This window comes from Streptomyces sp. CA-106110, assembly GCF_050936285.1.
Taxonomy (GTDB): Bacteria; Actinomycetota; Actinomycetes; order Streptomycetales; family Streptomycetaceae; genus Streptomyces.
The window spans coordinates 4,161,785-4,182,499 of sequence record NZ_JBNJNB010000001.1; the positions used below are offsets into that span (position 1 = coordinate 4,161,785).

The 20,715-nt window shown below is 71.4% G+C and carries 15 protein-coding genes; 2 read left to right on the plus strand and 13 right to left on the minus strand.

The window, feature by feature from the left end; genetic code table 11:
• Window positions 1–158: 158 nt before the first annotated feature.
• Complete coding sequence (locus ACQEXA_RS19195; protein ID WP_433130633.1) at window positions 159–1,100, minus strand: 2-hydroxyacid dehydrogenase; 942 nt, start codon at window positions 1,098–1,100, stop codon at window positions 159–161.
• 75 nt (window positions 1,101–1,175) lie between these two features.
• On the opposite strand from ACQEXA_RS19195, the gene ACQEXA_RS19200 reads away from it, so the two are divergent.
• Both ACQEXA_RS19200 and ACQEXA_RS19205 read left to right on the plus strand, forming a co-directional pair.
• Complete coding sequence (locus ACQEXA_RS19200; protein ID WP_432932890.1) at window positions 1,176–2,174, plus strand: aldo/keto reductase; 999 nt, start codon at window positions 1,176–1,178, stop codon at window positions 2,172–2,174.
• A 115-nt stretch (window positions 2,175–2,289) separates the two neighbouring features.
• A complete protein-coding gene (locus ACQEXA_RS19205; protein WP_433130635.1) occupies window positions 2,290–3,474 on the plus strand; it encodes a PQQ-dependent sugar dehydrogenase in 1,185 nt (394 codons plus the stop codon).
• 15 nt (window positions 3,475–3,489) lie between these two features.
• On the opposite strand, the gene ACQEXA_RS19210 is transcribed toward ACQEXA_RS19205, so the two are convergent.
• The 12 genes from ACQEXA_RS19210 to ligA all read right to left on the minus strand — a co-directional run bounded on the left by ACQEXA_RS19210 (window position 3,490) and on the right by ligA (window position 20,702).
• Complete coding sequence (locus tag ACQEXA_RS19210; RefSeq protein ID WP_432939577.1) at window positions 3,490–3,666, minus strand: DUF6191 domain-containing protein; 177 nt, start codon at window positions 3,664–3,666, stop codon at window positions 3,490–3,492.
• Between the two features lie 46 nt (window positions 3,667–3,712).
• Window positions 3,713–6,757: a helix-turn-helix transcriptional regulator gene (locus ACQEXA_RS19215; protein ID WP_432939574.1), complete on the minus strand. Its 3,045-nt coding sequence runs from the start codon at window positions 6,755–6,757 to the stop codon at window positions 3,713–3,715.
• Between the two features lie 947 nt (window positions 6,758–7,704).
• Window positions 7,705–7,890, minus strand: coding sequence for a hypothetical protein (locus ACQEXA_RS19220; protein ID WP_359394978.1), 186 nt, complete (start codon window positions 7,888–7,890; stop codon window positions 7,705–7,707).
• 217 nt (window positions 7,891–8,107) lie between these two features.
• Window positions 8,108–8,662 (minus strand): hypothetical protein, encoded by a 555-nt coding sequence (locus tag ACQEXA_RS19225; protein ID WP_359394981.1) that lies wholly within the window; start codon window positions 8,660–8,662, stop codon window positions 8,108–8,110.
• Between the two features lie 35 nt (window positions 8,663–8,697).
• A complete protein-coding gene (locus ACQEXA_RS19230; protein WP_432932886.1) occupies window positions 8,698–9,273 on the minus strand; it encodes a GNAT family N-acetyltransferase in 576 nt (191 codons plus the stop codon).
• Window positions 9,251–11,491, minus strand: a complete 2,241-nt coding sequence (locus tag ACQEXA_RS19235; RefSeq protein WP_432932884.1) for an MMPL family transporter — start codon at window positions 11,489–11,491, stop codon at window positions 9,251–9,253. The genes ACQEXA_RS19230 and ACQEXA_RS19235 overlap by 23 nt, the downstream gene beginning before the upstream one ends.
• Window positions 11,492–11,781: 290 nt before the next feature.
• On the minus strand, window positions 11,782–13,296 hold the full coding sequence (gene gatB / locus ACQEXA_RS19240; RefSeq protein ID WP_432932882.1) for an Asp-tRNA(Asn)/Glu-tRNA(Gln) amidotransferase subunit GatB: 1,515 nt from the start codon (window positions 13,294–13,296) through the stop codon (window positions 11,782–11,784).
• A gap of 15 nt (window positions 13,297–13,311) precedes the next feature.
• Window positions 13,312–13,554: a hypothetical protein gene (locus ACQEXA_RS19245; RefSeq protein WP_359394987.1), complete on the minus strand. Its 243-nt coding sequence runs from the start codon at window positions 13,552–13,554 to the stop codon at window positions 13,312–13,314.
• The gene (gatA, locus tag ACQEXA_RS19250; protein WP_432932880.1) at window positions 13,551–15,053 is read right to left on the minus strand and encodes an Asp-tRNA(Asn)/Glu-tRNA(Gln) amidotransferase subunit GatA; all 1,503 of its coding nucleotides are present in this window, start codon (window positions 15,051–15,053) and stop codon (window positions 13,551–13,553) included. The genes ACQEXA_RS19245 and gatA overlap by 4 nt, the downstream gene beginning before the upstream one ends.
• A gap of 6 nt (window positions 15,054–15,059) precedes the next feature.
• The gene (gatC, locus tag ACQEXA_RS19255; protein ID WP_359394993.1) at window positions 15,060–15,356 is read right to left on the minus strand and encodes an Asp-tRNA(Asn)/Glu-tRNA(Gln) amidotransferase subunit GatC; all 297 of its coding nucleotides are present in this window, start codon (window positions 15,354–15,356) and stop codon (window positions 15,060–15,062) included.
• A gap of 595 nt (window positions 15,357–15,951) precedes the next feature.
• Window positions 15,952–18,279 (minus strand): putative bifunctional diguanylate cyclase/phosphodiesterase, encoded by a 2,328-nt coding sequence (locus ACQEXA_RS19260; protein WP_432932877.1) that lies wholly within the window; start codon window positions 18,277–18,279, stop codon window positions 15,952–15,954.
• Between the two features lie 227 nt (window positions 18,280–18,506).
• A complete protein-coding gene (ligA, locus tag ACQEXA_RS19265; RefSeq protein WP_432932875.1) occupies window positions 18,507–20,702 on the minus strand; it encodes an NAD-dependent DNA ligase LigA in 2,196 nt (731 codons plus the stop codon).
• Window positions 20,703–20,715 lie beyond the last annotated feature (13 nt).

Consider the following 20,715-nt stretch of genomic DNA (forward strand, 5'->3'; position numbering starts at 1 on the left):
GTGCCGGAAGCAGACGGGGAGCGAACGGAGAGCGACGTGTGCGCCGGTCGTGCGACCCCTGGTCGCCGCGCGCGCGGGCGCCGGAGTTGGCTCGAATCATGCGCCGTTCGGGCCGCGCGCACGGCTCGAACCACCCCGTCGCCCGCCCTCCCGCGTCGCTACGCGCCGGTCGTCAGGACGACGTTCTCCAGGGGTTCCCCCTGTGCGAAACGGTTCAGCTGGGAACTGAGGAGCCGCTTGACGCGGGGCCAGAACGCCGAAGTGGGACCGCCGACATGAGGGCTGATGAGCACACCGGGCGCGTGCCAGAGGGGATGCCCCTTCGGCAGCGGTTCCGGGTCCGTGACATCGAGGGCCGCCGTGATGCGGCCGGCCTCCAGCTCGGCAAGCAGGTCCTCGGTGTCGACCACGCCTCCGCGCGCCACGTTCACGAGCAGCGCCCCGTCCTTCATCCGGGCCAGGAAGTCCGCGTCGACCAGGCGTCTCGTCTCTTCCGTGAGAGGCGTGGCGATCACCACGACATCCGCCTCGGGCAGAAGGTCCGACAATCGGGTGAAGGGATGCACGAGGCCGCGCGCCGTTGTGCGCTCACGGCGCGCGACGCGCGCCACCCGCGCCACCTCGAACGGCACGAGCCGCTCCTCGATGGCGGCACCCACGGCCCCGTACCCGACGATGAGGACCGACTTGTCGGCGAGCGCCGGGCGGAACCCGGCACGCCACTCCTCCCGGTCCTGACCCCGGACGAAGTCGGGGATCCCGCGCAGCGAGGCGAGGATCAGGGTCAGCGCGAGCTCGGCGGTACTGGCGTCGTGCACCCCGCGGGCGTTGCACAGCCGCACTCCCCCGGGCAGCAGGGAGAGTCCCGGCTCGACGTGGTCGACGCCTGCGGACAGCGTCTGCACCACGCGGACGGATTTCATCGCCGCCATGGGCCGCACGGCGACCTCGCTGCCCTTCATATAGGGCACGGCGTAGAAGGCGCACTCGGCGGGGTCTGAGGGAAACTCCGGATCGCCGTCCCAGAACCGGTAGGTGAGGCCCTCGGGGAGCCCCTCTATCTCTTCGGTGCGGAACGGAAGCCAAACGTCGGCAGTCATGGTCAGGAGGCTATGCGAAGGATCCCTTGCCGCATTGGTTAGTTTGGGGTGGCGGGAAAGGGAGGGCGCGGGCAGGTGGAGCGCAGGACGATCGGCGCGGCAACGCTCGAAGTGGGGGCCGTGGGACTCGGGTGCATGCCGATGAGCTGGGCGTACTCCGGCTCGCACAGACGCAGCGAGGAGTCTCTGCGGACGGTGCACCGGGCACTCGACCTGGGCATGACGCTGCTCGACACGGCCGACATGTACGGCCCGTTCACCAACGAGCTGCTGGTGGGCCGGGTTCTGAAGGAGCGGCGCACGGACGCGTTCGTGTCGACCAAGGTGGGCCTGCTGGTGGGCGAGCAGCACATCGTCGCCGACGGCCGCCCGGGCTATGTGAAGCGTGCCTGCGACGCCTCGCTGCGGCGGTTGCAGACGGACGTGATCGACCTCTACCAGCTGCACCGTGCGGACCCCGAGGTCCCCGTCGAGGAGACCTGGGGCGCCATGGCCGAGTTGGTGGGGGCGGGCAAGGTGCGGGCGCTCGGACTGTGTGCGGTGGGCGTGCGGGGCGGGCGGCAGAGCGGGTCGCGGCTGTACGACGGCACCGTCCGCCAGCTGGAGCGGATGCAGCAGGTGTTCCCGGTGAGCGCGGTGGAGGCGGAGCTGTCGGTGTGGTCGACGGAGGCGCTGGACGCCCTGCTGCCGTGGTGCGCGACACGAGGGGTCGGCTTCCTGGCCGCCATGCCCCTCGGCAACGGCTTCCTGACCGGCACGCTGACGCCGGGCGAGGGCTTCGAATCTGACGATCTGCGGGCCTGGCACCCGCGTTTCACGGCCGAGATGATGGCGGAGAACCAGCCGATCGTGGCCGGCCTGAGGCGGGTGGCCCACCGGCACGGCGAGGAGGTCACCCCCGCACAGGTGGCGCTGGCCTGGGTGCTGGCGCAGGGCCGCCATGTGGTCCCGGTGCCCGGCGCCAAGCAGGAGCGCTGGGTCGCGCAGAACGCGGCCGCGCCCGGGCTGACCCTGACCACGGAGGACCTGACCGAGCTGGCGGGGCTGCCGCCGGCCCAGGGATCGTGGGACTGAGCCCGAGCCCAAGGCGGCCCGGATGCGACCGACCGGTGGATTCTCGATCGGTACCGGGAACCGTTCGGGAGCGAGCGGTGTAGGAAAGGGACGAGGGCACCGCGTCGAAGGGACCTTGATCGTGCGACGTCGAGCTGTGACGGCCGTGTCGGCCGTGTCCGCGCTGCTGCTGGCGGCCGGTTGCTCCGCCGGGGGCGGGAACACCCCGCGCAGCGGGAACAGCGTCTCCTCGAGCGGTTCGGCGCCCGGGGCTTCGGCGCCCGGGTCCTCGGCGTCGGGGCAAGGAGCCGAGCAGACCCCGCCGGCCACCGGATCGGTCCGGGTCGTGCGTACGGTGGCCGCGGACCTCAAGTCCCCCTGGGGCCTGGCCCCTCTGCCCGACGGCGGACTGCTGGTCTCCGACCGGGACGGCGGGACGATCACGCGGATCGACGACAAGTCCGGACGGAAGACGCTGCTGGGCACGGTGCCCGGTGTCTCGGCCGCGGGCGAGGGCGGGCTGCTGGGCATCGCCCTCTCCCCCGACTACGCCTCCGACCACCTGGTCTACGCGTACTTCACGACGGACTCGGACAACCGCATCGCACGCATGCTGTACGACACGAAGAAGCCGGCCGGTGAGCAACTGGGGGCGCCGAACACGGTCTTCAAGGGCATCCCGAAGGGGATGATCCACAACGGCGGGCGGATCGCGTTCGGCCCGGACAGGATGCTGTACGCGGGCACGGGCGAGTCGGGCGACCGGGGCCTGTCCCAGGACCGGAAGTCGCTGGGCGGCAAGATCCTGCGCATGACGCCGGAAGGCGAACCGGCACCCGGCAACCCCTTCGGGAACTCGGTCGTCTACTCCTACGGCCACCGCAACGTCCAGGGGCTCGCCTGGGACGACAAGCAGCGGCTGTTCGCCTCCGAGTTCGGTCAGGACACCTGGGACGAGGTGAACGCGATCAAGCCGAGCGACAACTACGGCTGGCCGGTCGCCGAGGGCAAGTCCTCCGACACCAGGTTCCACAACCCGATCGCCCAGTGGCACACCGACGAGGCCTCCCCGAGCGGGATCGCCTACGCCGAGGGCTCGCTCTGGATGGCGGGCCTGCGCGGGCAACGGCTGTGGCGCATCCCGCTGAAGGGCACGGAGGCCTCCGCGCCGCCGCAGGCCTTCCTGAAGGGCAGCTACGGCCGCCTGCGCACGGTGGTCTCGGCCGGCGGCAACAAACTGTGGCTGACGACGAGCAACACGGACGGCCGCGGGAAGCCCCCGAAGACCGACGACCGGATCCTCGAGCTGGAGGTGTCGTAGGGCGGGCGGCGCCGCTCAGTCGGTCTCCTCGTCCGCGGAGGCGCGTCTCAGGCGTATGACCACCCGGCCCGACGCCAGATCGATCGGGCCCCGGCCCGGATCGCCGTCCGTGACATCCACCCTGGTCAGTTCCAGGCGCTGGCGCTCGTCGTGGGTGTGCTTGCGGCTCGGCGCGAACAGTTCCTCGAACATGTTGAACACGGCGCCTCCCTCGGCCCGGTCCCGGACAGCGTAGACCTCAGCCTGCCGCCTGGACAGCGGATGTCTCGGGCGGGAACAGCCGCAGCCGGTGGGCCACCGCCGCCGCCTCGCCCCGGCCCGAGACGCCCAGTTTGGCCAGGATGTTCGAGACGTGGACGCTGGCCGTCTTCGGAGAGATGAACAACTGCTCGGCTATCTGGCGGTTGCTGCGGCCGGCCGCGACCAGCCGGAGCACATCACGCTCCCGGTTCGTGAGCCCCAGGGACTCGGCCGGATCGAGCGCGGCGGGCCGGTCGGCGCCCGTCAGGGTCAGGCGGGCGCGCCGGCTGAGCAGGGCGACCTCCTCGGCGAGCGGACGGGCACCGAGGTGCTCGGCCACCGCGCCGGCCAGCCGCAGCAGCTCGGCGGCCCGCGCACGCCCGTCCTCGCCGTCGCCCGAGGCCAGCAGGGACTCCGCGAGGCGGTGCCGGACACGGGCCAGTTCGTACGGGCGGCCCAGGGCCTCGAACGCGGTCACCGCCTCGGACCAGTCATGCGGCTCGGCGCGGCTCTCGGCACGCAACAGCTCGGCGCGGACCCAGCGTTCGTGGGCACGCCACAGCGGCACGTTCGTGGTGAGCGCCTTGGCGGCGCCGCGGATCCGCGCCAGGACGGCGGCGCGGCCCGGTTCGGCCGAGGGCAGCCCGAGGGCGTCGGCCTCGGCGGTGGCGGCGGCGAGCAGCAGCGGCCAGGCATGGCGCTGGGTGCCCGGAGGGAAGCCGGCTCTCAGGGCGTCGTCGAGTACGGCACGGGCTTCGTCGAGGCGGCCCTCACCGGCGGCGATCCCGATGGCGGCGCGCAGCAGCGGCAGTTCGTGCTGCGGCAGTCTGTCGCGGTTGCCGAAGGACGCGCGGGCCGCGGACAGTTGGCGTTCCGCCTCGGCCAGGTCGCCCCGGGCGACCGCGAGATGCGTGTGGATGGCGGCGCGGAAGCCGCGGGGTATCGCGCTCTGGCCGATGCGCTCCGAGGCGAGGGCGGCTTCGGCGGCCTCGTCCCAGCGGCCCACGGAGTAGAGGGACTCACCGAGGTTGGCCCACGCCCAGGCCTCGGAATCGGTCAGTCCCAGCTTCCGGGTGAGGTCCAGCCCTTCGCGCAGGATCTCGACGGCCTCCCGGGAGCGGCCGATGCCCTCCAGGTGGGAGGGCAGGTTCACATGGACACGACCCGCAAGGGAGGTGTTGCCGAGGTCCGCGACCTGCTCCTTGACCTCGTACATCTGCGCGAGTCCGGCGTCGATGTCACCCGCGTCGACGAGGAGGCCGCCAAGGGTGAGGCGGGCGCCCAGCTCGATGTCGCGGGCGCCCACCATGTGCGCGTACTCGACGGCCCGTTCGGCGGCCGAGAGCGCCTCCGCGCCGGGGACGTGCACCATCGACCAGTTGGCCACCGCGGCGAGCACCTCGGCGTGCACCTCCGACGGGGGCAGTCCGCGCACCAGTTCCTGGGCGGTGGCCAGTTCCTCCCGGCCGTCGCCCCGGGCCGTGTTCTGTACCAGCCGTGAGCGCTGCACCCAGAACCACGCGGTGCGAAGGGGGTCCTTCTCCGGCTCCAGCAGTCGCAGCGCCCGCCTGGTGATCTTCAGTGCGCGCTCGCGCTCCCCGCACAGCCGGCCCGCGACGGCCGCCTCGGCCATCAGATCGAGATAGCGCAGTGGCGTGGTCGCCGGGTCGCAGCCGCAAGGTGGGTAGACCTCGGCGTGGTCGAGGGGGCGCAGAGCGGCCCGTACGGCGTCGGGAGCCATGTCCCACAGCTCCATCGCGCGCTCCAGCAGCCCCAGTTGCTCGGCGTTCGCGTGCCTGCGGCGGGCCACGACGGCCGCGTCGAGGACGGCGGGCAGGGCCTTGGCCGCGTCGTGCGCGTGGTACCAGTAGCTGGCCAGGCGGGGGGCGCGCTGGTCGGCCGGTACGAGCGTGGGGTCGGCCTCGAGGGCCTCGGCGTACCGCCGGTTGAGCCGGGAGCGCTCGCCGGGCAGCAGGTCGTCGCTGACGGCCTCGCGGACCAGGGAGTGGCGGAAGCGGTAGCCGTCGCCGTCCGGCGTGGCGAGCAGGATGTTGGCGCCGACGGCGGCGCGCAGGGCTTCGATGAGGTCGTCCTCGGCGAGCCGGGCGACGGCCGCGAGGAGGCGGTACTCCACGGTGGAGCCGCCTTCGGCGACGATCCGGGCCACGCGCTGCGCGGCCTCGGGCAGCTTCTCGACGCGGACGAGGAGGAGGTCGCGCAGGGAGTCGGTCAGGCCGGTGCAGCAGCCCTCGCAGGCGGCCACCGCCAGTTCCTCCACGAAGAAGGCGTTGCCGTCGGAGCGGGCGAAGATCTCGTCGACCTGGCCGGGGTCGGGCTCGGCGGCCAGGATGCCGGCGATCTGGCGTTCGACCTCGGCGCGGTTGAAGCGGCCGAGCTCGATACGGCGGACCGTGCGCAGGCGGTCGAGTTCGGCGAGGAGGGGGCGCAGGGGGTGGCGGCGGTGGATGTCGTCGGAGCGGTAGCTGGCGACGACGACCAGACGGCCGCTGCGCAGGGTCCGGACCAGATAGGCGAGCAGGTGGCGGGTGGAGGCGTCGGCCCAGTGCAGGTCCTCGAGCGCGAGCACGACCGTACGGCGGGCGGCGACCCGCTCGAGAAGGCGCGCGGTGAGCTCGAAGAGGCGGGCCATGCCCTCCTCGTCGTCCCGGGACGCACGACGCGCCTCGCCCAACTCGGGCAGCAGCCGGGCCAGTTCCTCCTCCTGCCCATGGACCGCCGCAGCGAGTTCCTCGGGCAGCTGCCGCCGCAGGGAGCGCAGGGCGGTGGAGAACGGGGCGAAGGGCAGACCTTCGGCACCGATCTCTACGCAGCCGCCGAGCGCCACCACCGCGTCCGCGCGGATCGCCGCGGCCGCGAACTCTTCTATCAGCCTGGTCTTTCCGACGCCTGCCTCGCCGGCGACGAGCAGCGCCTTCGGCTCGCCGGCGGCCGCGCGGGCGAGCGCGTCGTGCAATATCCCCAACTCGTCGGCGCGGCCGACGAACACGGGGCTGACGGACCTGGTCTCCACGCTCCCGAGGATGACACGGGCCGGTGACAACGCGGCACCGATTATCGCGGGTTGTGAATCGTGCACGCCGGAGCGCGACACCGGAACGCTGCCGGCGCTCTCCGGACCTCGGCGCGCGTGCGCGGCGCCGGACGCGGCGTCGGGGCCGCCGGGCGGCTGCACCGGAGGCCGGATGCCGGCCGCCCGCGACGCCGGGGCGTCGGACCCGACGGGCCGCTGCACCGGAGGCCGGAAGTCGGCCGCCCGCGACGCCGAGGCGTCGGACCCGACGGGCCGCTGCACCGGAGGCCGGAAGTCGGCCGCCCGCGACGCCGAGGCCACAGGCCCGACGGGCGGCTGCGCCGGAGGCCGGAAGTCGGCCGACTGCGACGCCGAGGCCACGGACGCGACCGGCCGCTGCCCCGCGGACCCGATCCCGGCCGACTGCGATGCCGGGGCATCAGGCCCGACGGGCCGCTGCACCGCAGGCCCGAAGCCGGCCGTCCGCGACGCCGCGGGCCCGACCGGCCGCTGCATCGGAGGCTGGAGGCCATTCGCCTGCGGCGCCGGAGCCGCAGGCCCGACGGGCCGCTGCGCCGGAGGCCGGAAGTCGGTCGCCTGCGACGCCGACGCCGACGCCGCGGACCCGATCCCGGCCGTCCGCGATGCCGCGGGCCCGACCAGTCGCTGCACGGGAGGCCGGAGGCCGTTCGTCTGCGGCATCGGGTCCGCAGACCCCACCGGCCCCTCCACCGCAGGCCGGAAGACGGCCGACCCCGCTGGGCTCTGGGCCCGGGCGGGGTCGGTCGGCTCATCGGAGGCGTGGGGCGCCGCGGACCGCGCGGGCGTGGCCGCTCCGGCTCGTCGCGGGGCGGCCGCCGGGACGGTGGCCTTCGTCGTCGCCGGGCTCGGCTGTGGTCGGCCGACCCCCGTGCGGCCGTCCTCAGGGAGCGCGTCGCCGTGCCCCCGCTGCCGCGCGCTCACGCGGCGAAGGTCATGCGGGACCGGCGCTGGTCCTGACTGTGGTTCTGACCCTCCCGCGCCTGTTCCCGGTGAACTCGGCGGGCGGCCCGGCGCGCGCGCCGGGCCTCGAGGCCGAGCCGGTGGTCGGCCGCCTGACGGATCAGCTGGGCGGAGCGCATCTTGTGGATCTCGTACTCGAACATGAGCTTTCCCCTGGAGATACCGGTGTGCGGCGTCGATCGCCGCGACACCTCAACCTTGCTGTCACAGGGGAGATCGCCACATCGGGAGGCTGCCGCATCTTCCGCACTCGTGGGGCCTCAGAAGCGGTAAGCGCGGGGCCTTAGAAACGGGAGGGGGTCCCAGGCCCTCCGTAAGGATCGGACGGAAGGCCTAGGACCCCGAAGAACTGCGGCCGGCTCAGCCGGCGGACGGCAGTCCGAAAAGAAGATCGGTGTACTTGAGGACGGCCAGGAGCAGCCCGATGACGCCGAGGGCGACGCCGCCCCAGGCGACCGACTTGATCCAGACGGCCTGCGGCTTCCCCGGCACTCCGAACGCCGGGCGGGCCAGGACGGCGACGCCCACGAGGAGCGCGACGAGCGCGAACAGGCCGCCCCACAGAGCGGTGGCGTGCCAGGCGTCGCCGTACACCTCCTTGATCTGCTTGGCGACGGTCGCCTGGGACGACGTCCCGAGCTGGCCCACGAGGGTCTCGCGGGCTGCCGCCACGGTGCCGACCCAGCTGCCGGTGAGGGAGACTATGCCGAGTGCGACGGAGACCACCGCGCCCGCTCCCTGGCCCGCGCCGGTGGCTGCCTGCGGTGCGCTCCCGCCGGACGTCTGCTCGGCCTGGGGCTCCTCGACCGTCTCCCCGGCCGTCTCGCCTGCCTCGGTGACCTGCACCTTTTCCTCGTCCTTCGTCGCCTCGGCGCCGCTTACGGCCCCGGCCTCGTCAACTGTCTTGGTTCCCATGCCTCGCACCGTACGGACGCTGTCTGAGAGGTCTCTTAATGATCGTCGCGGGCGCCGCTCGCGCGTGCCGCCCGCCACTCGGGCGCGAGCACCGACCACAGCTCGGTGTCCTGACGTACGCCGCGGTAGAGGTAGCTCTCCCGCAGCACGCCGTCGCGGCTCATGCCCAGCCGCCGCGCCACATTGATGCTCGGTGTGTTGGCGGACGACGCGTACCACTCCACACGGTGGATGCCGCGCTCGTCAACCGCCCAGTCGATGAGCACCCGCACCGCGCGCGTGATCAGTCCCCGCCCGGTCCCGGCGGGCTCCAGCCAGCAGCCGATCTCGCAGTTCCCGCCCGCCGCGTCGAAGACGCGGAAGAGCACGCCGCCGACCAGCTTTCCGTCCAGCCACAGCCCGTGCAGGCTTCCGTTGTCCGCGGCGCGCTTGTCGGCGTACGTCTGCAGGATCTCCCGGGCGGAGCCGACGTCCGTGGCGTTCGCCCCGAACGGGATGTGCGCGGTGATGAAGTCCCGCCCCCGGTCCAGATGCGCCAGGAACTCCTCGGCGTGCCACGGCTCCAGCGGGCGCAGTTCGGTCCCGTCGTCATCCAGGGATATCGCGTACATCCCGCTGCCGCTCCTTCACCAGTACGTCCACCAGTGCGTCCTCGTCGCCACGCTGCCCCGGGATCGTTTCACGGCACTGAGCCGGCTCGATGCAGATGCGCGGCAGCCTGCGCTCCAGCCAGGACGGCAGCCACCAGTTGGCGCTGCCCAGGAGGTGCATCAGGGCGGGGACGAGGAGCGTGCGCAGGACGAAGGCGTCGAGGGCGACGGCAGAGGCGAGCGCGATGCCGAACATCGCGATCACACGGTCGCCGCTGAGCACGAAGGCGAGGAAGACGGAGATCATGATGACGGCCGCCGAGTTGATCACCCGGCTGGTCTCGGCGAGGCCGACGCGCACCGCCCGCCGGTTGTCGCCGGTCTCCAGCCACTCCTCATGCATACGGCTGACCAGGAACACCTGGTAGTCCATGGAGAGCCCGAAGAGCACGGAGACCATGATCACGGGAAGGAAGGGCTCGATCGGGCCGGCCCGGCCGAGGCCGATCAGTTCGCTCCCCCAGCCCCACTGGAACATCGCGACGACCACGCCGAACGCGGCGGCGACGGCGGCCAGGTTCATCGCGGCGGCCTTCAGCGGGATGGCGAAGGAGCGGAAGGCCAGCAGGAGCAGCACGCAGCCCAAGCCGATCACCACTCCCACGAACAGCGGCAGCTTGCCGACGATCACGTTCGCGAAGTCGTCGTAGGCGGCCGTGATCCCGCCGACGTGCACATCGAGCGTCGTGCCCTGCTCCGCACGCGGCAGCACGTCGGAGCGGAGCCGCTCCACCAGGTCACTGGTCTGCTGCGACTGCGGGGCGGAGTCCGGTACGACGGTGAGGTAGGCCGTGTCCCCGCCGGTGTTGTAGGTCACCGGGGTCACCGAGGCGACGCCGCGGGTGGAGGCGAGCGTGCTGCCGAGGTTGTCGAGCGCGAGTTTGTCCTCGCCGCCGTTCACGTGGGTCACCAGGGTGAGCGGACCGTTGACGCCGGGCCCGAAGCCCTCGGCCATGAGGTCGTACGCCTGCCGGGTGGTCGACGTCTTCGGGTCGTTGCCCTGGTCGGAGGTGCCCAGGTGGAGGGAGAGCGTGGGTATCGCGAGCAGGGCCATCACGGCCAGGGCGATGGCACCGAGCTTCTTGGGGTGGCGTTCGACGAACGCGGACCAACGGGCGGAGAGCCCGGTCGGCACCTCGGGTTCCGGCCCGTGCTCGGACAGCCTGCGCCGCTCGCGCCTGCTGAGTGCGCGCGGGCCGATGAAGGAGAGCAGGGCGGGCAGCAGGGTGACCGATGCGGCCACGGTGAGCAGGACGGTCAGACAGGCGGCGACGGCGACACCGTTGAGGAAGCCGAGCCGCAGGATCAGCATGCCGAGCAGCGCGATGCACACGGTCGCGCCCGCGAAGACCACTGCCCGTCCGGTGGTGGCGACGGCACCCTCGGCGGCCTCGGCCACCGGGATGCCGCGTTTCAGGCTGCGGCGGTGCCGGGTGACGATGAACAGCGCGTAGTCGATGCCGACACCGAGCCCGATGAGCATGCCGAGCATGGGCGCGAAGTCGGCGACGGTCATCGCGTGCCCGAGCAGTCCGATGCCGGAGTACGCGGTACCGACGCCGATCAGCGCGGTCGCGATGGGCAGCAGGGACGCGGCCAGCGAACCGAAGGCGAGGAACAGGACCACGGCGGCGACTGCCACGCCGACGATCTCGGCGAGGTGCCCGCCCTGCGACTCGGCGGACCCGACGGCGGTGCCGCCGAGCACGACCTTCAGGCCGTCGGTCTCGGCGGATTGCGCCGTGTCCACCACGGCCTTGGCCTCGCCCTTGCCGATGTCCTCGGCCGCCTTGTCGAAGGTGATGCCGGCGTAGGCGATGCGGCCGTCGCGGCTGATCTGGCCGTCGTGGCCGCCCTGGTAGGGGCTGGTCACGGCCACGACTCCGGGGAGGCCGGCGATCTTGTCCAGGGTGCGGGTCATCGTCTGCTCGACGTCGGCGGCGCGTACGCCGCCGGGTCCGGTCTGCCAGACCACGGTGTCGCTGTCGCCGCTGAGACCGGGGAAGCCCTGGTCGAGCAGCCGGGCGGCGCGATTGGACTCCGTGCCGGGGACGCCGTAGTCGTTCGAGTACGCGGAACCCGTGGCGGCGGCGGCCGCGGTGACACCGCAGAAGGCGATCAGCCAGAGCAGAACGGTGACGAGACGGTTGCGCACACACCAGCGGGCAAGGGCTGCCACAGACAAGCTCCCTGAGAGGGGTGTTTCGTGGATCTTTGATCGGGAACAGCCGCTAAGGGAACTGAACAGCCCGCAAAGAACGAATGACCAACAACCCCACTGTCGCAGCCGGAAAAGATCGTTTGCCGGTTTCGTGGGTTTAGTCACATGAGTGCGACCCAATTCACAGGAACAAACTCTTCCATTCTGTTGCTATATAAGGTTTTGCTAAACGGCTCATTTCGCTGAACAGCACAAAGGCGGCCCATCTCCCGATGGACCGCCCCTGACAATTGTTCTGCGGCTGTTTCTCAGCCCTCGCTGACACCCAGCTTCTCGAGGATCAGCTCCTTGACGCGAGCGGCGTCGGCCTGGCCACGGGTGGCCTTCATCACCGCGCCGACCAGCGCACCGGCCGCGGCCACCTTGCCGCCGCGGATCTTGTCCGCGATGGCCGGGTTGCCCGCGATGGCCTCCTCGACGGCGGTGGTCAGGGCGCCCTCGTCGGAGACGACCTTCAGACCGCGCTTGTCGACGACCTCGTCCGGCGTGCCCTCGCCCGCGAGGACGCCCTCGATGACCTGGCGGGCCAGCTTGTCGTTGAGGTCACCGGAGGAGACGAGCTTGGTGACGCGGGCCACCTGCTCCGGTGTGATGGACAGCTCATCCAGGCCCTTGCCCGACTCGTTGGCGTGCCGGGCGAGCTCGCCCATCCACCACTTGCGGGCGGAGGCCGAGTCGGCGCCCGCCTCGATGGTGGCGACGATCGGGTCCAGCGCACCCGCGTTCAGGATCGCCTGCATGTCGGTGGCGGAGATCCCCCACTCCTCGAGCAGCCGGGTGCGGCGCACCAGCGGCAGCTCCGGCAGCGCGGCGCGCAGCTCCTCCACCCACTCGCGCGGAGGTGCGACGGGCACCAGATCCGGCTCGGGGAAGTAGCGGTAGTCCTCGGCCTCTTCCTTGGTGCGGCCCGAGGTCGTCGAACCGGTGTCCTCGTGGAAGTGGCGGGTCTCCTGGATCACCGTGCCGCCACTGTTGAGGACGGCGGCGTGGCGCTGGATCTCGAAGCGGGCCGCGCGCTCCACGGATCGCAGCGAGTTGACGTTCTTCGTCTCCGAGCGGGTGCCGAACTTGTCGGCGTCCTTGGGCATCAGCGACAGGTTCACGTCGCAGCGCATCTGGCCCATCTCCATACGGGCCTCGGACACGCCGAGCGCCCGGATGAGTTCGCGCAGCTCGCGGACGTACGCCTTCGCCACCTCGGGGGCGCGCTCGCCGGCGCCGACGATCGGCTTGGTGACGATCTCGATCAGCGGGATGCCGGCCCGGTTGTAGTCCAGCAGGGAGTGGGACGCGCCGTGGATGCGGCCGGTGGCACCGCCGACGTGCGTCGACTTGCCGGTGTCCTCCTCCATGTGGGCGCGCTCGATCTCCACGCGGAAGGTCTCGCCGTCCTCCAGCTGCACGTCGAGGTAGCCGTTGAAGGCGATGGGCTCGTCGTACTGGGAGGTCTGGAAGTTCTTGGGCATGTCCGGATAGAAGTAGTTCTTCCGGGCGAAGCGGCACCACTCGGCGATCTCGCATTTCAGCGCGAGACCGATCCGGATCGCGGACTCCACGCCGATCGTGTTGACGACGGGGAGCGCGCCGGGCAGGCCGAGGCAGGTGGGGCAGGTCTGCGAGTTCGGCTCGGCGCCGAGCGCCGTGGAGCAGCCGCAGAACATCTTGGTCTTGGTGCCGAGTTCGACATGGACCTCGAGGCCCATGACGGGGTCGTACGACGCCAGCGCGTCCTCGTACGACACCAGGTCGATCGTGGTGGTCACGGTGAAACTTCCCTCTCAGCCCAGCAGGACGTCGTCGTCGCCCAGCCGCTTCAGCTCGCGGTAGAGGATCGCGAGGCCGGTGACGATGGCGGCGGCGGACACGGCCGCGTCGATCAGGCGCAGCGTGTCGTGCTCGAGGCGGGCCTTCTTGGCCTGCTTCGCGACACCGAACGCGCCGAACGCGGTGGTGGCCATGGACAGGTACATACCGGACTTGGACTTCTTGAAGCCCTTGGCCTTGGACAGTGCCTTACTCACAGCGACGGAGCCTCCTCGAGAAGCGGGTGCCCCCACTTTTCCACGAAGGCGGCCTCGACGGCGGCGCCGACCTTGTAGAGGCGTTCGTCCTTCATCGCCGGGGCGATGATCTGCAGGCCCACCGGGAGGTTGTCCTCCGGCGCGAGACCGCAGGGCAGCGACATGGCGGCGTTGCCCGCCAGGTTGGTCGGGATGGTGCACAGGTCCGCCAGGTACATCGCCATCGGGTCGTCGGCGCGCTCGCCGATCGCGAAGGCGGTCGTCGGGGTCGTCGGGGAGACGATCACGTCGACCTGCTCGAAAGCCTTCTCGAAGTCCCGGGTGATGAGCGTGCGGACCTTCTGGGCGGAGCCGTAGTACGCGTCGTAGTAGCCGCTCGACAGGGCGTACGTGCCGAGCATGACGCGGCGCTTCACCTCGGCGCCGAAGCCCGCCTCACGGGTGAGGGAGGTGACGTCCTCGGCGGAGCGCGTGCCGTCGTCGCCGGTCCGCAGGCCGTAGCGCAGGCCGTCGAAGCGGGCGAGGTTGGACGAGCACTCGGACGGCGCGATCAGGTAGTACGCCGACAGCGCAAGGTCGAAGGACGGGCAGTCCAGCTCGACGATCTCGGCGCCCAGCTCCTTCAGCAGCTCGACGGACTCGTCGAACCGCTGGATGACACCGGCCTGGTAGCCCTCGCCGCGGAACTGCTTGACGACGCCGACGCGCATGCCGGCGACGCTGCCGTTGCGGGCGGCCTCGACCACCGGCGGGACGGGCGCGTCGATCGACGTGGAGTCGAGCGGGTCGTGCCCGGCGATCACCTCGTGCAGCAGCGCCGCGTCCAGGACCGTACGGGCGCAGGGCCCGCCCTGGTCGAGGGAGCTGGAGAAAGCGACCATGCCGTAACGGGACACCCCGCCGTAGGTCGGCTTGACGCCGACCGTGCCGGTGACGGAGGCAGGCTGGCGGATCGAGCCGCCGGTGTCCGTGCCGATGGCGAGCGGGGCCTGGAAGGAGGCGAGCGCGGCGCTCGACCCACCGCCGGAGCCGCCGGGGATACGCGTGAGGTCCCAGGGGTTGCCGGTGGGCCCGTAAGCGCTGTTCTCCGTCGACGACCCCATGGCGAACTCGTCCATGTTGGTCTTGCCGAGGATGACGACGTCGGCGTCCTTGAGGCGCTTGGTGAGCGTCGCGTCGTACGGCGGGATCCAGCCCTCGAGGATCTTGGACCCGACGGTGGTGGGCACGCCCTTGGTGGTGAAGATGTCCTTGAGCGCGAGCGGCACACCCGCGAGCGGGCCGAGCTTCTCACCGCGCTCCCGCTTCTCGTCGACGGCGCGGGCCTGCGCCAGCGCGCCCTCGCGGTCGACGTACAGGAAGGCGTGCACCTTCTCGTCCACGGCGTCGATACGGGCCAGGTGGGCCTCGGTGACCTCTACGGCGGTGAGCTCACCGGAGGCGATCTTCTCGGCGGTCTCGGCGGCTGTGAGCCGGATGATGCTGTTCTTGTCCGTCATGACGGGCTACTCCTCCCCCAGGATCTGCGGCACCTTGAAACGCTGCTGTTCCTGGGCCGGGGCACCGGACAGCGCCTGCTCGGGGGTGAGCGACGGACGGACCTCGTCCGCTCGCATGACATTGGTCAGCGGCAGCGGGTGGGAGGTCGGCGGTACGTCTTGGTCGGCGACCTCGGCGACGCGGGCGACCGCGCCGATGATGTCGCCGAGCTGGCCTGCGAAGTGGTCGAGCTCTTCGGGCTTCAGCTCCAGACGCGCCAGCCGTGCGAGGTGGGCGACCTCCTCGCGCGTGATGCCAGGCATGCAGCGATCCTCTGGGGTGAGTGTGTGTGGTTTGGGCCCAATCCTATGGCGCGAGCCCCGATGCCCGCGCATGGGTTTGCCCGGGCCCGGCACCCCACGGCCGGGCGAGTGGACGTACGGGCCGGTGAACCCTCGGGCACACGGCCGCCAGCCGGGGTGACGGTGCGGGCGTGTGGGCCTGTGGGCGCGGTGGCTGCGCGGGCTTGCAGGCCTGTGGCCGGGGCTGAAGGGCGGGCTTGCGGGCCTGTGGACGGGGTGAGCGGGCGGGCTTGTGTTCGGGGGCCGTTCGGTACCTCGGACCGTGAGGCCGTCTGTCCCCGTGCCCGCGGGCACGGGGACAGACGGCCTCACGGTCCTACAGACACACAGACAGACGGCACCACGTGCCCGCAGGCACACAGACAGACGGCCAAACCCACGCACGGGCCCACAGACGGACGGCACCTCGTGCCCGCAGGCACACAGACAGACAGACGGCCCTACGAGCACACAGGGCCCACAGACAGATGGACGACGGGCCCACAAGCCCAGAGGCCTACGGGCAGCGGACGACGAGCGGGCGCTCGAACCCACGGACCGACGAGCGGCCCGCGGGCTACTCGTCCGTCGCCGCCGCAGGCAGTGCCGCGCGGGGGCGGCGCCAGCCCTGAGGCCCCCGGGCGCGCAGCCAGGCCGTGATCTCCTCGGCGGGCATCGCGGCGGCGACCAGCCAGCCCTGCACCGCGTCGCAGCCCAGGTCCCGCAGCCGCTCCCAGGTCTTGTCGTCCTCGACGCCCTCCGCGACGACGAGCAGGCCCAGCGAGTGCGCGAGGTCCACCGTGCAGCGCACGATCTCCGCGTCCTCCGCGTCCACCGCCAGCCGCACCACGAACGACCGGTCGATCTTCAGCTCGCTCACCGGCAGCCGCCGCAGATGCACGAGCGAGGAGTATCCGGTGCCGAAGTCGTCCAGCGACATCTTCACCCCGTGCCCGGAGAGCGCCGCCAGTGTGTCCGCGGCCCGCTGGGGGTCCTCCAGGAGCACATGCTCCGTGATCTCCAGCTGCAGCGCCCCGGCGGGCACCCCGTGCCGCGCCAGCCGGGCGGCCACCGACCCGGCGAAGCCCGGGGTGTGGACGTCCCGCGGCGACACGTTCACCGCCACCGGCACCCGCAGGCCCTGCCTGCGCCACCGCGCCACCTGGCCGAGCGCGGTCTCCAGGACGTACTCGGTCAGGTGGGGCATCAGCCCGGAGGACTCCGCGATCGCTATGAACTCGTCCGGCGGCACGTTCCCGCGCTCGGGATGCACCCACCGTACGAGCGCCTCCAGGCCGGCGACCTGCCCGTCGAAGCGGACCTTCGGCTGGTAGTGCAGCGCCACCTCGTGTGCGTCCAGCGCACGCCGCAGATCGCCGAGCAGTCCGAGCCGGTCCGGGGTGTTCGAGTCCCGCTTGGACTCGTACACCTCCACTCCCGTACGGTCCCGCTTCGCCTGGTACATCGCGACGTCGGCCCGGCGCAGCAGGCCCTCCGCGTCCACTGCGTGGTCGGGGAAGACGGCGACCCCGGCGCTGGCCTCCAGGACGAGCGTGAGCCCGTCCAGATCGAGCGGCGAGCCGAGCGCCGCGACGAGATTGCGGGCCGTCCTCGACGCCGACGTCGTGGAGTCCGCAACCGGGAGCAGCACCGCGAACTCGTCGCCTCCGAGCCGCGCGGCCTCCGCCCCGCGCGGCAGTGCGAGCCGCAGCCGCTCCGCTATCTGCAGGAGCAGCCGGTCGCCTGCGAGATGGCCGAGTGTGTCGTTCACCGACCGGAAACGGTCGAGGTCTATCAACATCAGAGCGGCCCGTGCCCCGATCCGCTCGGCGTCGTCCAGTGCCGTCCAGGTGCGTTCCAGCAGCCACTGCCGGTTCGGCAGCCCGGTCAGCGGGTCGCGCAACTGCTCCTCGGCCCGGGCGCGGGCTATCCACAGCGTGGAGTCGAGGGCGATGAGCGGGATGGAGAACAGGGGCAGCAGGAGCGGCTGCGCGACGGCCACCACGCAGACCAGCGGTGCGATGCCGATCAGGGCGACCGCGACGAGTCCATGCCTGACCAGCGCGGAACGGGCGACGGTGGGCACCCCGTCGGCGCCCGGCGCGCCCAGGTACCACAGCAGCAGCCGGGTCACCGCCAGATAGGCGGTGGCGACCAGGACGACCTCGGGCGCGGTGTAGACGGTCCAGCTCTGCGGGTCCCAGGGCGATTCGACGGTCGGGACGCTGCCGAAGAGCGCCAGGACGAGCGCCGCGGCACCGATGCCGAGGATGTCGACCGCGCCGTGCAGGACGCCCTGCCGCCAGTGGCCGAGCCGGGCCGCGCCGACCAGGACGACCACGATGAGGCTGACCATCCCGGCCGGTACCCAGCCGTACAGCAGCAGCACGGCGAGAGTCAGGGCGGCGCCCGAGCCCGTGCCGCCCCACCAGCGCACCCGGCCGAGTGCGACCAGATGACCGACGATGACGCCGGTGAGCACGGCCAGGGACCAGCCGACGGTGCCGGAGGGGAACAGTGCGTGGTGTTCGCCGAACGCCCGGACGAAGCCGGCCCCGAGGACGAACGCGGCGGCCGTGACGACCGCCATGGGCAACACAGGCCGGGGCATGTGCCGCTCGCCGTCCCGGCCGGGCAGTACGAGCGCCCGCCGGACCGCGAGCGGACCGGCGGCGGCGGGCGCCACTATGGCGGACAGGCCCGGCGCACCATTTGGAGGGAATCCGGCGCCGAAGGAAGCTCCCGGTGCGGAAGCCGCTCCGGGCAGCAACCCCGGTACGGCGCCGTGCACCTCCACGCGCGTACGGTCCGACGGCCGTGCTGTCCGGCGGCACAATCGCCAGGCGCCGGATATTCGGCGCAGCGGTAGCCGTGAGTCCGGGGCGGCGCTCTCGGTCGGTTCCATTCCCGTCCCTCTCACAGCCGGCAGTGCCCACGCCACGCGGCCCGCTGCCCGACGAACCGTCAACGCCACCGCGTCTGAATACCCGCCACGCGACCGGGCACGGCAGGCGCACACCTCAACAGTAGGCCGCAGAAGCCTTCCACGGGCAGCGGTCGTCGGCGGTTGCCCGAATGCGCCCCGGCCACCCGTATGCATCTGGTATGCGCCAAACGGGTGACCTTCAACCGCTACTCCCCGGTCGGAAGCGCGACTTCTGCGGCCGCTTCCGGTCCTTGCTCCAACAGGACGGAGAAACCGTCCTCATTGAGAACAGGGACCTTCAACTGCATGGCCTTGTCGTACTTCGATCCAGGATTCTCGCCCACGACCACGAAAGAGGTCTTCTTGGAAACCGAACCGGTCACTTTCGCGCCCCGGCTCTGCAGCGCGTCCTTGGCGCCGTCGCGGGTGAAGCGTTCGAGGGTGCCGGTGACGACGACCGTGAGACCTTCCAGCGGGCGCGGCCCCTCGTCCTCCGCGGAGCCCTCCTCCTCCAGTCGGACGCCCGCCGCTTTCCACTTCCGGATGATTTCGCGGTGCCAGTCCTCGGTGAACCACTGCTTGAGCGAGGCGGCGATGATCGGGCCCACGCCGTCCGTGCTCGCCAGCTCCGCCTCGGTGGCCTGCTCGATGCGGTCGATGGAGCGGAATTCACGGGCGAGTGCCTGTGCCGCCACCGGCCCGACGTGCCGGATGGAAAGACCGTTGATGAAACGGGCGAGCGGGCGGCTCTTGGCCTCCTCGATGTTCTGGAGGAGAGCCAGGGTGTTCTTCTTCGGTTCGCCCTTCTGATTGGCGAAGACCGTGACGATCTTCTCCTGGCCCGTCTTGGGGTCGCGTTTGGGCAGGCCGCTGTCCGGGTCGAGGACGTACGCCGTGATGGGCAGCAGCCTCTCCACGGTCAGGTCGAAGAGGTCGCCCTCGTCCGCGAGCGGCGGATCGGCCGGCTCCAGCGGGCGGGTGAGCGCCGCCGCCGCCACATCGCCGAAGTGCTCGATGTCGAGGCACTCCCGGCCGGCCAGGTAGGAGACGCGCTCCCTCAACTGCGCCGGGCAGGTTCGGCCGTTGGGGCAGCGCAGGTCGATGTCGCCTTCCTTCATGGCCCGCAGGAGCGTGCCGCACTCCGGGCACTCGGCCGGCATCACGAACTCGCGCTCGGTGCCGTCCCGCAGGTCCACGACCGGTCCGAGGATCTCCGGGATCACGTCGCCGGCCTTGCGGAGCACCACCGTGTCGCCGATCAGGACGCCCTTGGCCTTGACCACCTCCTGGTTGTGCAGGGTGGCGAACTCGACCTCTGAACCGGCCACCGTGACCGGCTCGACCTGCGCGTACGGTGTGACGCGACCGGTGCGCCCGACACCCACCTTGATGTCGATGAGCTTGGTGTTGACCTCTTCCGGGGCGTACTTGTAGGCGATCGCCCAACGCGGCGCACGCGCCGTGGAACCGAGACGTCCCTGGAGGCGGATCTCGTCGAGTTTGACCACGACACCGTCGATCTCGTGCTCCACCGAGTGGCGGTTCTCCCCGAAGTACGCGATGAACTCACGTACGCCGTCGAGGTCGTCGACCACTTTGTTGTACTTCGCGGTGGGCAGTCCCCAGGTGTGCAGCATGTCGTAGGCCTCGGACAGCCGGGCGAGGCCGCCCTCGAAGCCCTCCAGAGCGCCGATGCCGTGGACCACCATGTGCAGGGGGCGGCCGGCGGTGATGCGCGGGTCCTTCTGGCGCAGGGAACCCGCCGCCGCGTTACGGGGGTTGGCGAAGGGCTTGTCGCCGCCTTCCACCAGGCGGGCGTTCAGCTCCAGGAACTTCTCCATCGGGAAGTAGACCTCGCCCCGGATCTCCACGAGATCGGGTACGCGGTCGCCCTTGAGGCGGTCCGGAATCTCCGCGATCGTACGGACATTGGGAGTGATGTCCTCGCCCATGCGGCCGTCGCCCCGGGTTGCCGCGCGCGTGAGGCGGCCGTTCTCATAGGTCAGGTTGACCGCGAGGCCGTCGACCTTCAGCTCGCACAGGAAGTGGTACGCGGAGGTGCCGACCTCCTTGGCGACGCGGTCGGCCCAGGCGGCGAGTTCCTCGTCGTCGAACGCGTTGTCGAGGGAGAGCATGCGCTCGCGGTGCTCGACGGCCGTGAACTCCGTCTCGTAGGCCCCCGACACCTTCTGAGTCGGCGAGTCGGGTGTGCGCAGCTCCGGATATTCCTCCTCCAGCGCCTCCAGGGAGCGCAGGAGCCGGTCGAACTCCGCGTCGCTGACGACGGGAGCGTCCTTCACGTAGTACCGGAAGCGGTGCTCCTCGATCTGCTCAGCGAGCTGCGCATGCTGCTCCCGCGCCTCGGCGGGTACCGTCGTCTCCGCTTGCTTGTCGCCGGCCACCGTGTTGTCCTCC

Excerpts from the sequence above, each read along its gene's own strand:
- ACQEXA_RS19230 (WP_432932886.1), bottom strand. The coding sequence starts at position 9,273 with ATGTACGCGATATCCCTGGATGACGACGGGACCGAACTGCGCCCGCTG.
- gatC (WP_359394993.1), bottom strand. The coding sequence starts at position 15,356 with ATGCCTGGCATCACGCGCGAGGAGGTCGCCCACCTCGCACGGCTGGCG.
- ACQEXA_RS19195 (WP_433130633.1), bottom strand. The coding sequence starts at position 1,100 with ATGACTGCCGACGTTTGGCTTCCGTTCCGCACCGAAGAGATAGAGGGG.
- ACQEXA_RS19220 (WP_359394978.1), bottom strand. The coding sequence starts at position 7,890 with ATGTTCGAGTACGAGATCCACAAGATGCGCTCCGCCCAGCTGATCCGT.
- ACQEXA_RS19225 (WP_359394981.1), bottom strand. The coding sequence starts at position 8,662 with ATGGGAACCAAGACAGTTGACGAGGCCGGGGCCGTAAGCGGCGCCGAG.
- gatA (WP_432932880.1), bottom strand. The coding sequence starts at position 15,053 with ATGACGGACAAGAACAGCATCATCCGGCTCACAGCCGCCGAGACCGCC.
- ACQEXA_RS19210 (WP_432939577.1), bottom strand. The coding sequence starts at position 3,666 with ATGTTCGAGGAACTGTTCGCGCCGAGCCGCAAGCACACCCACGACGAG.
- ACQEXA_RS19260 (WP_432932877.1), bottom strand. The coding sequence starts at position 18,279 with ATGGAACCGACCGAGAGCGCCGCCCCGGACTCACGGCTACCGCTGCGC.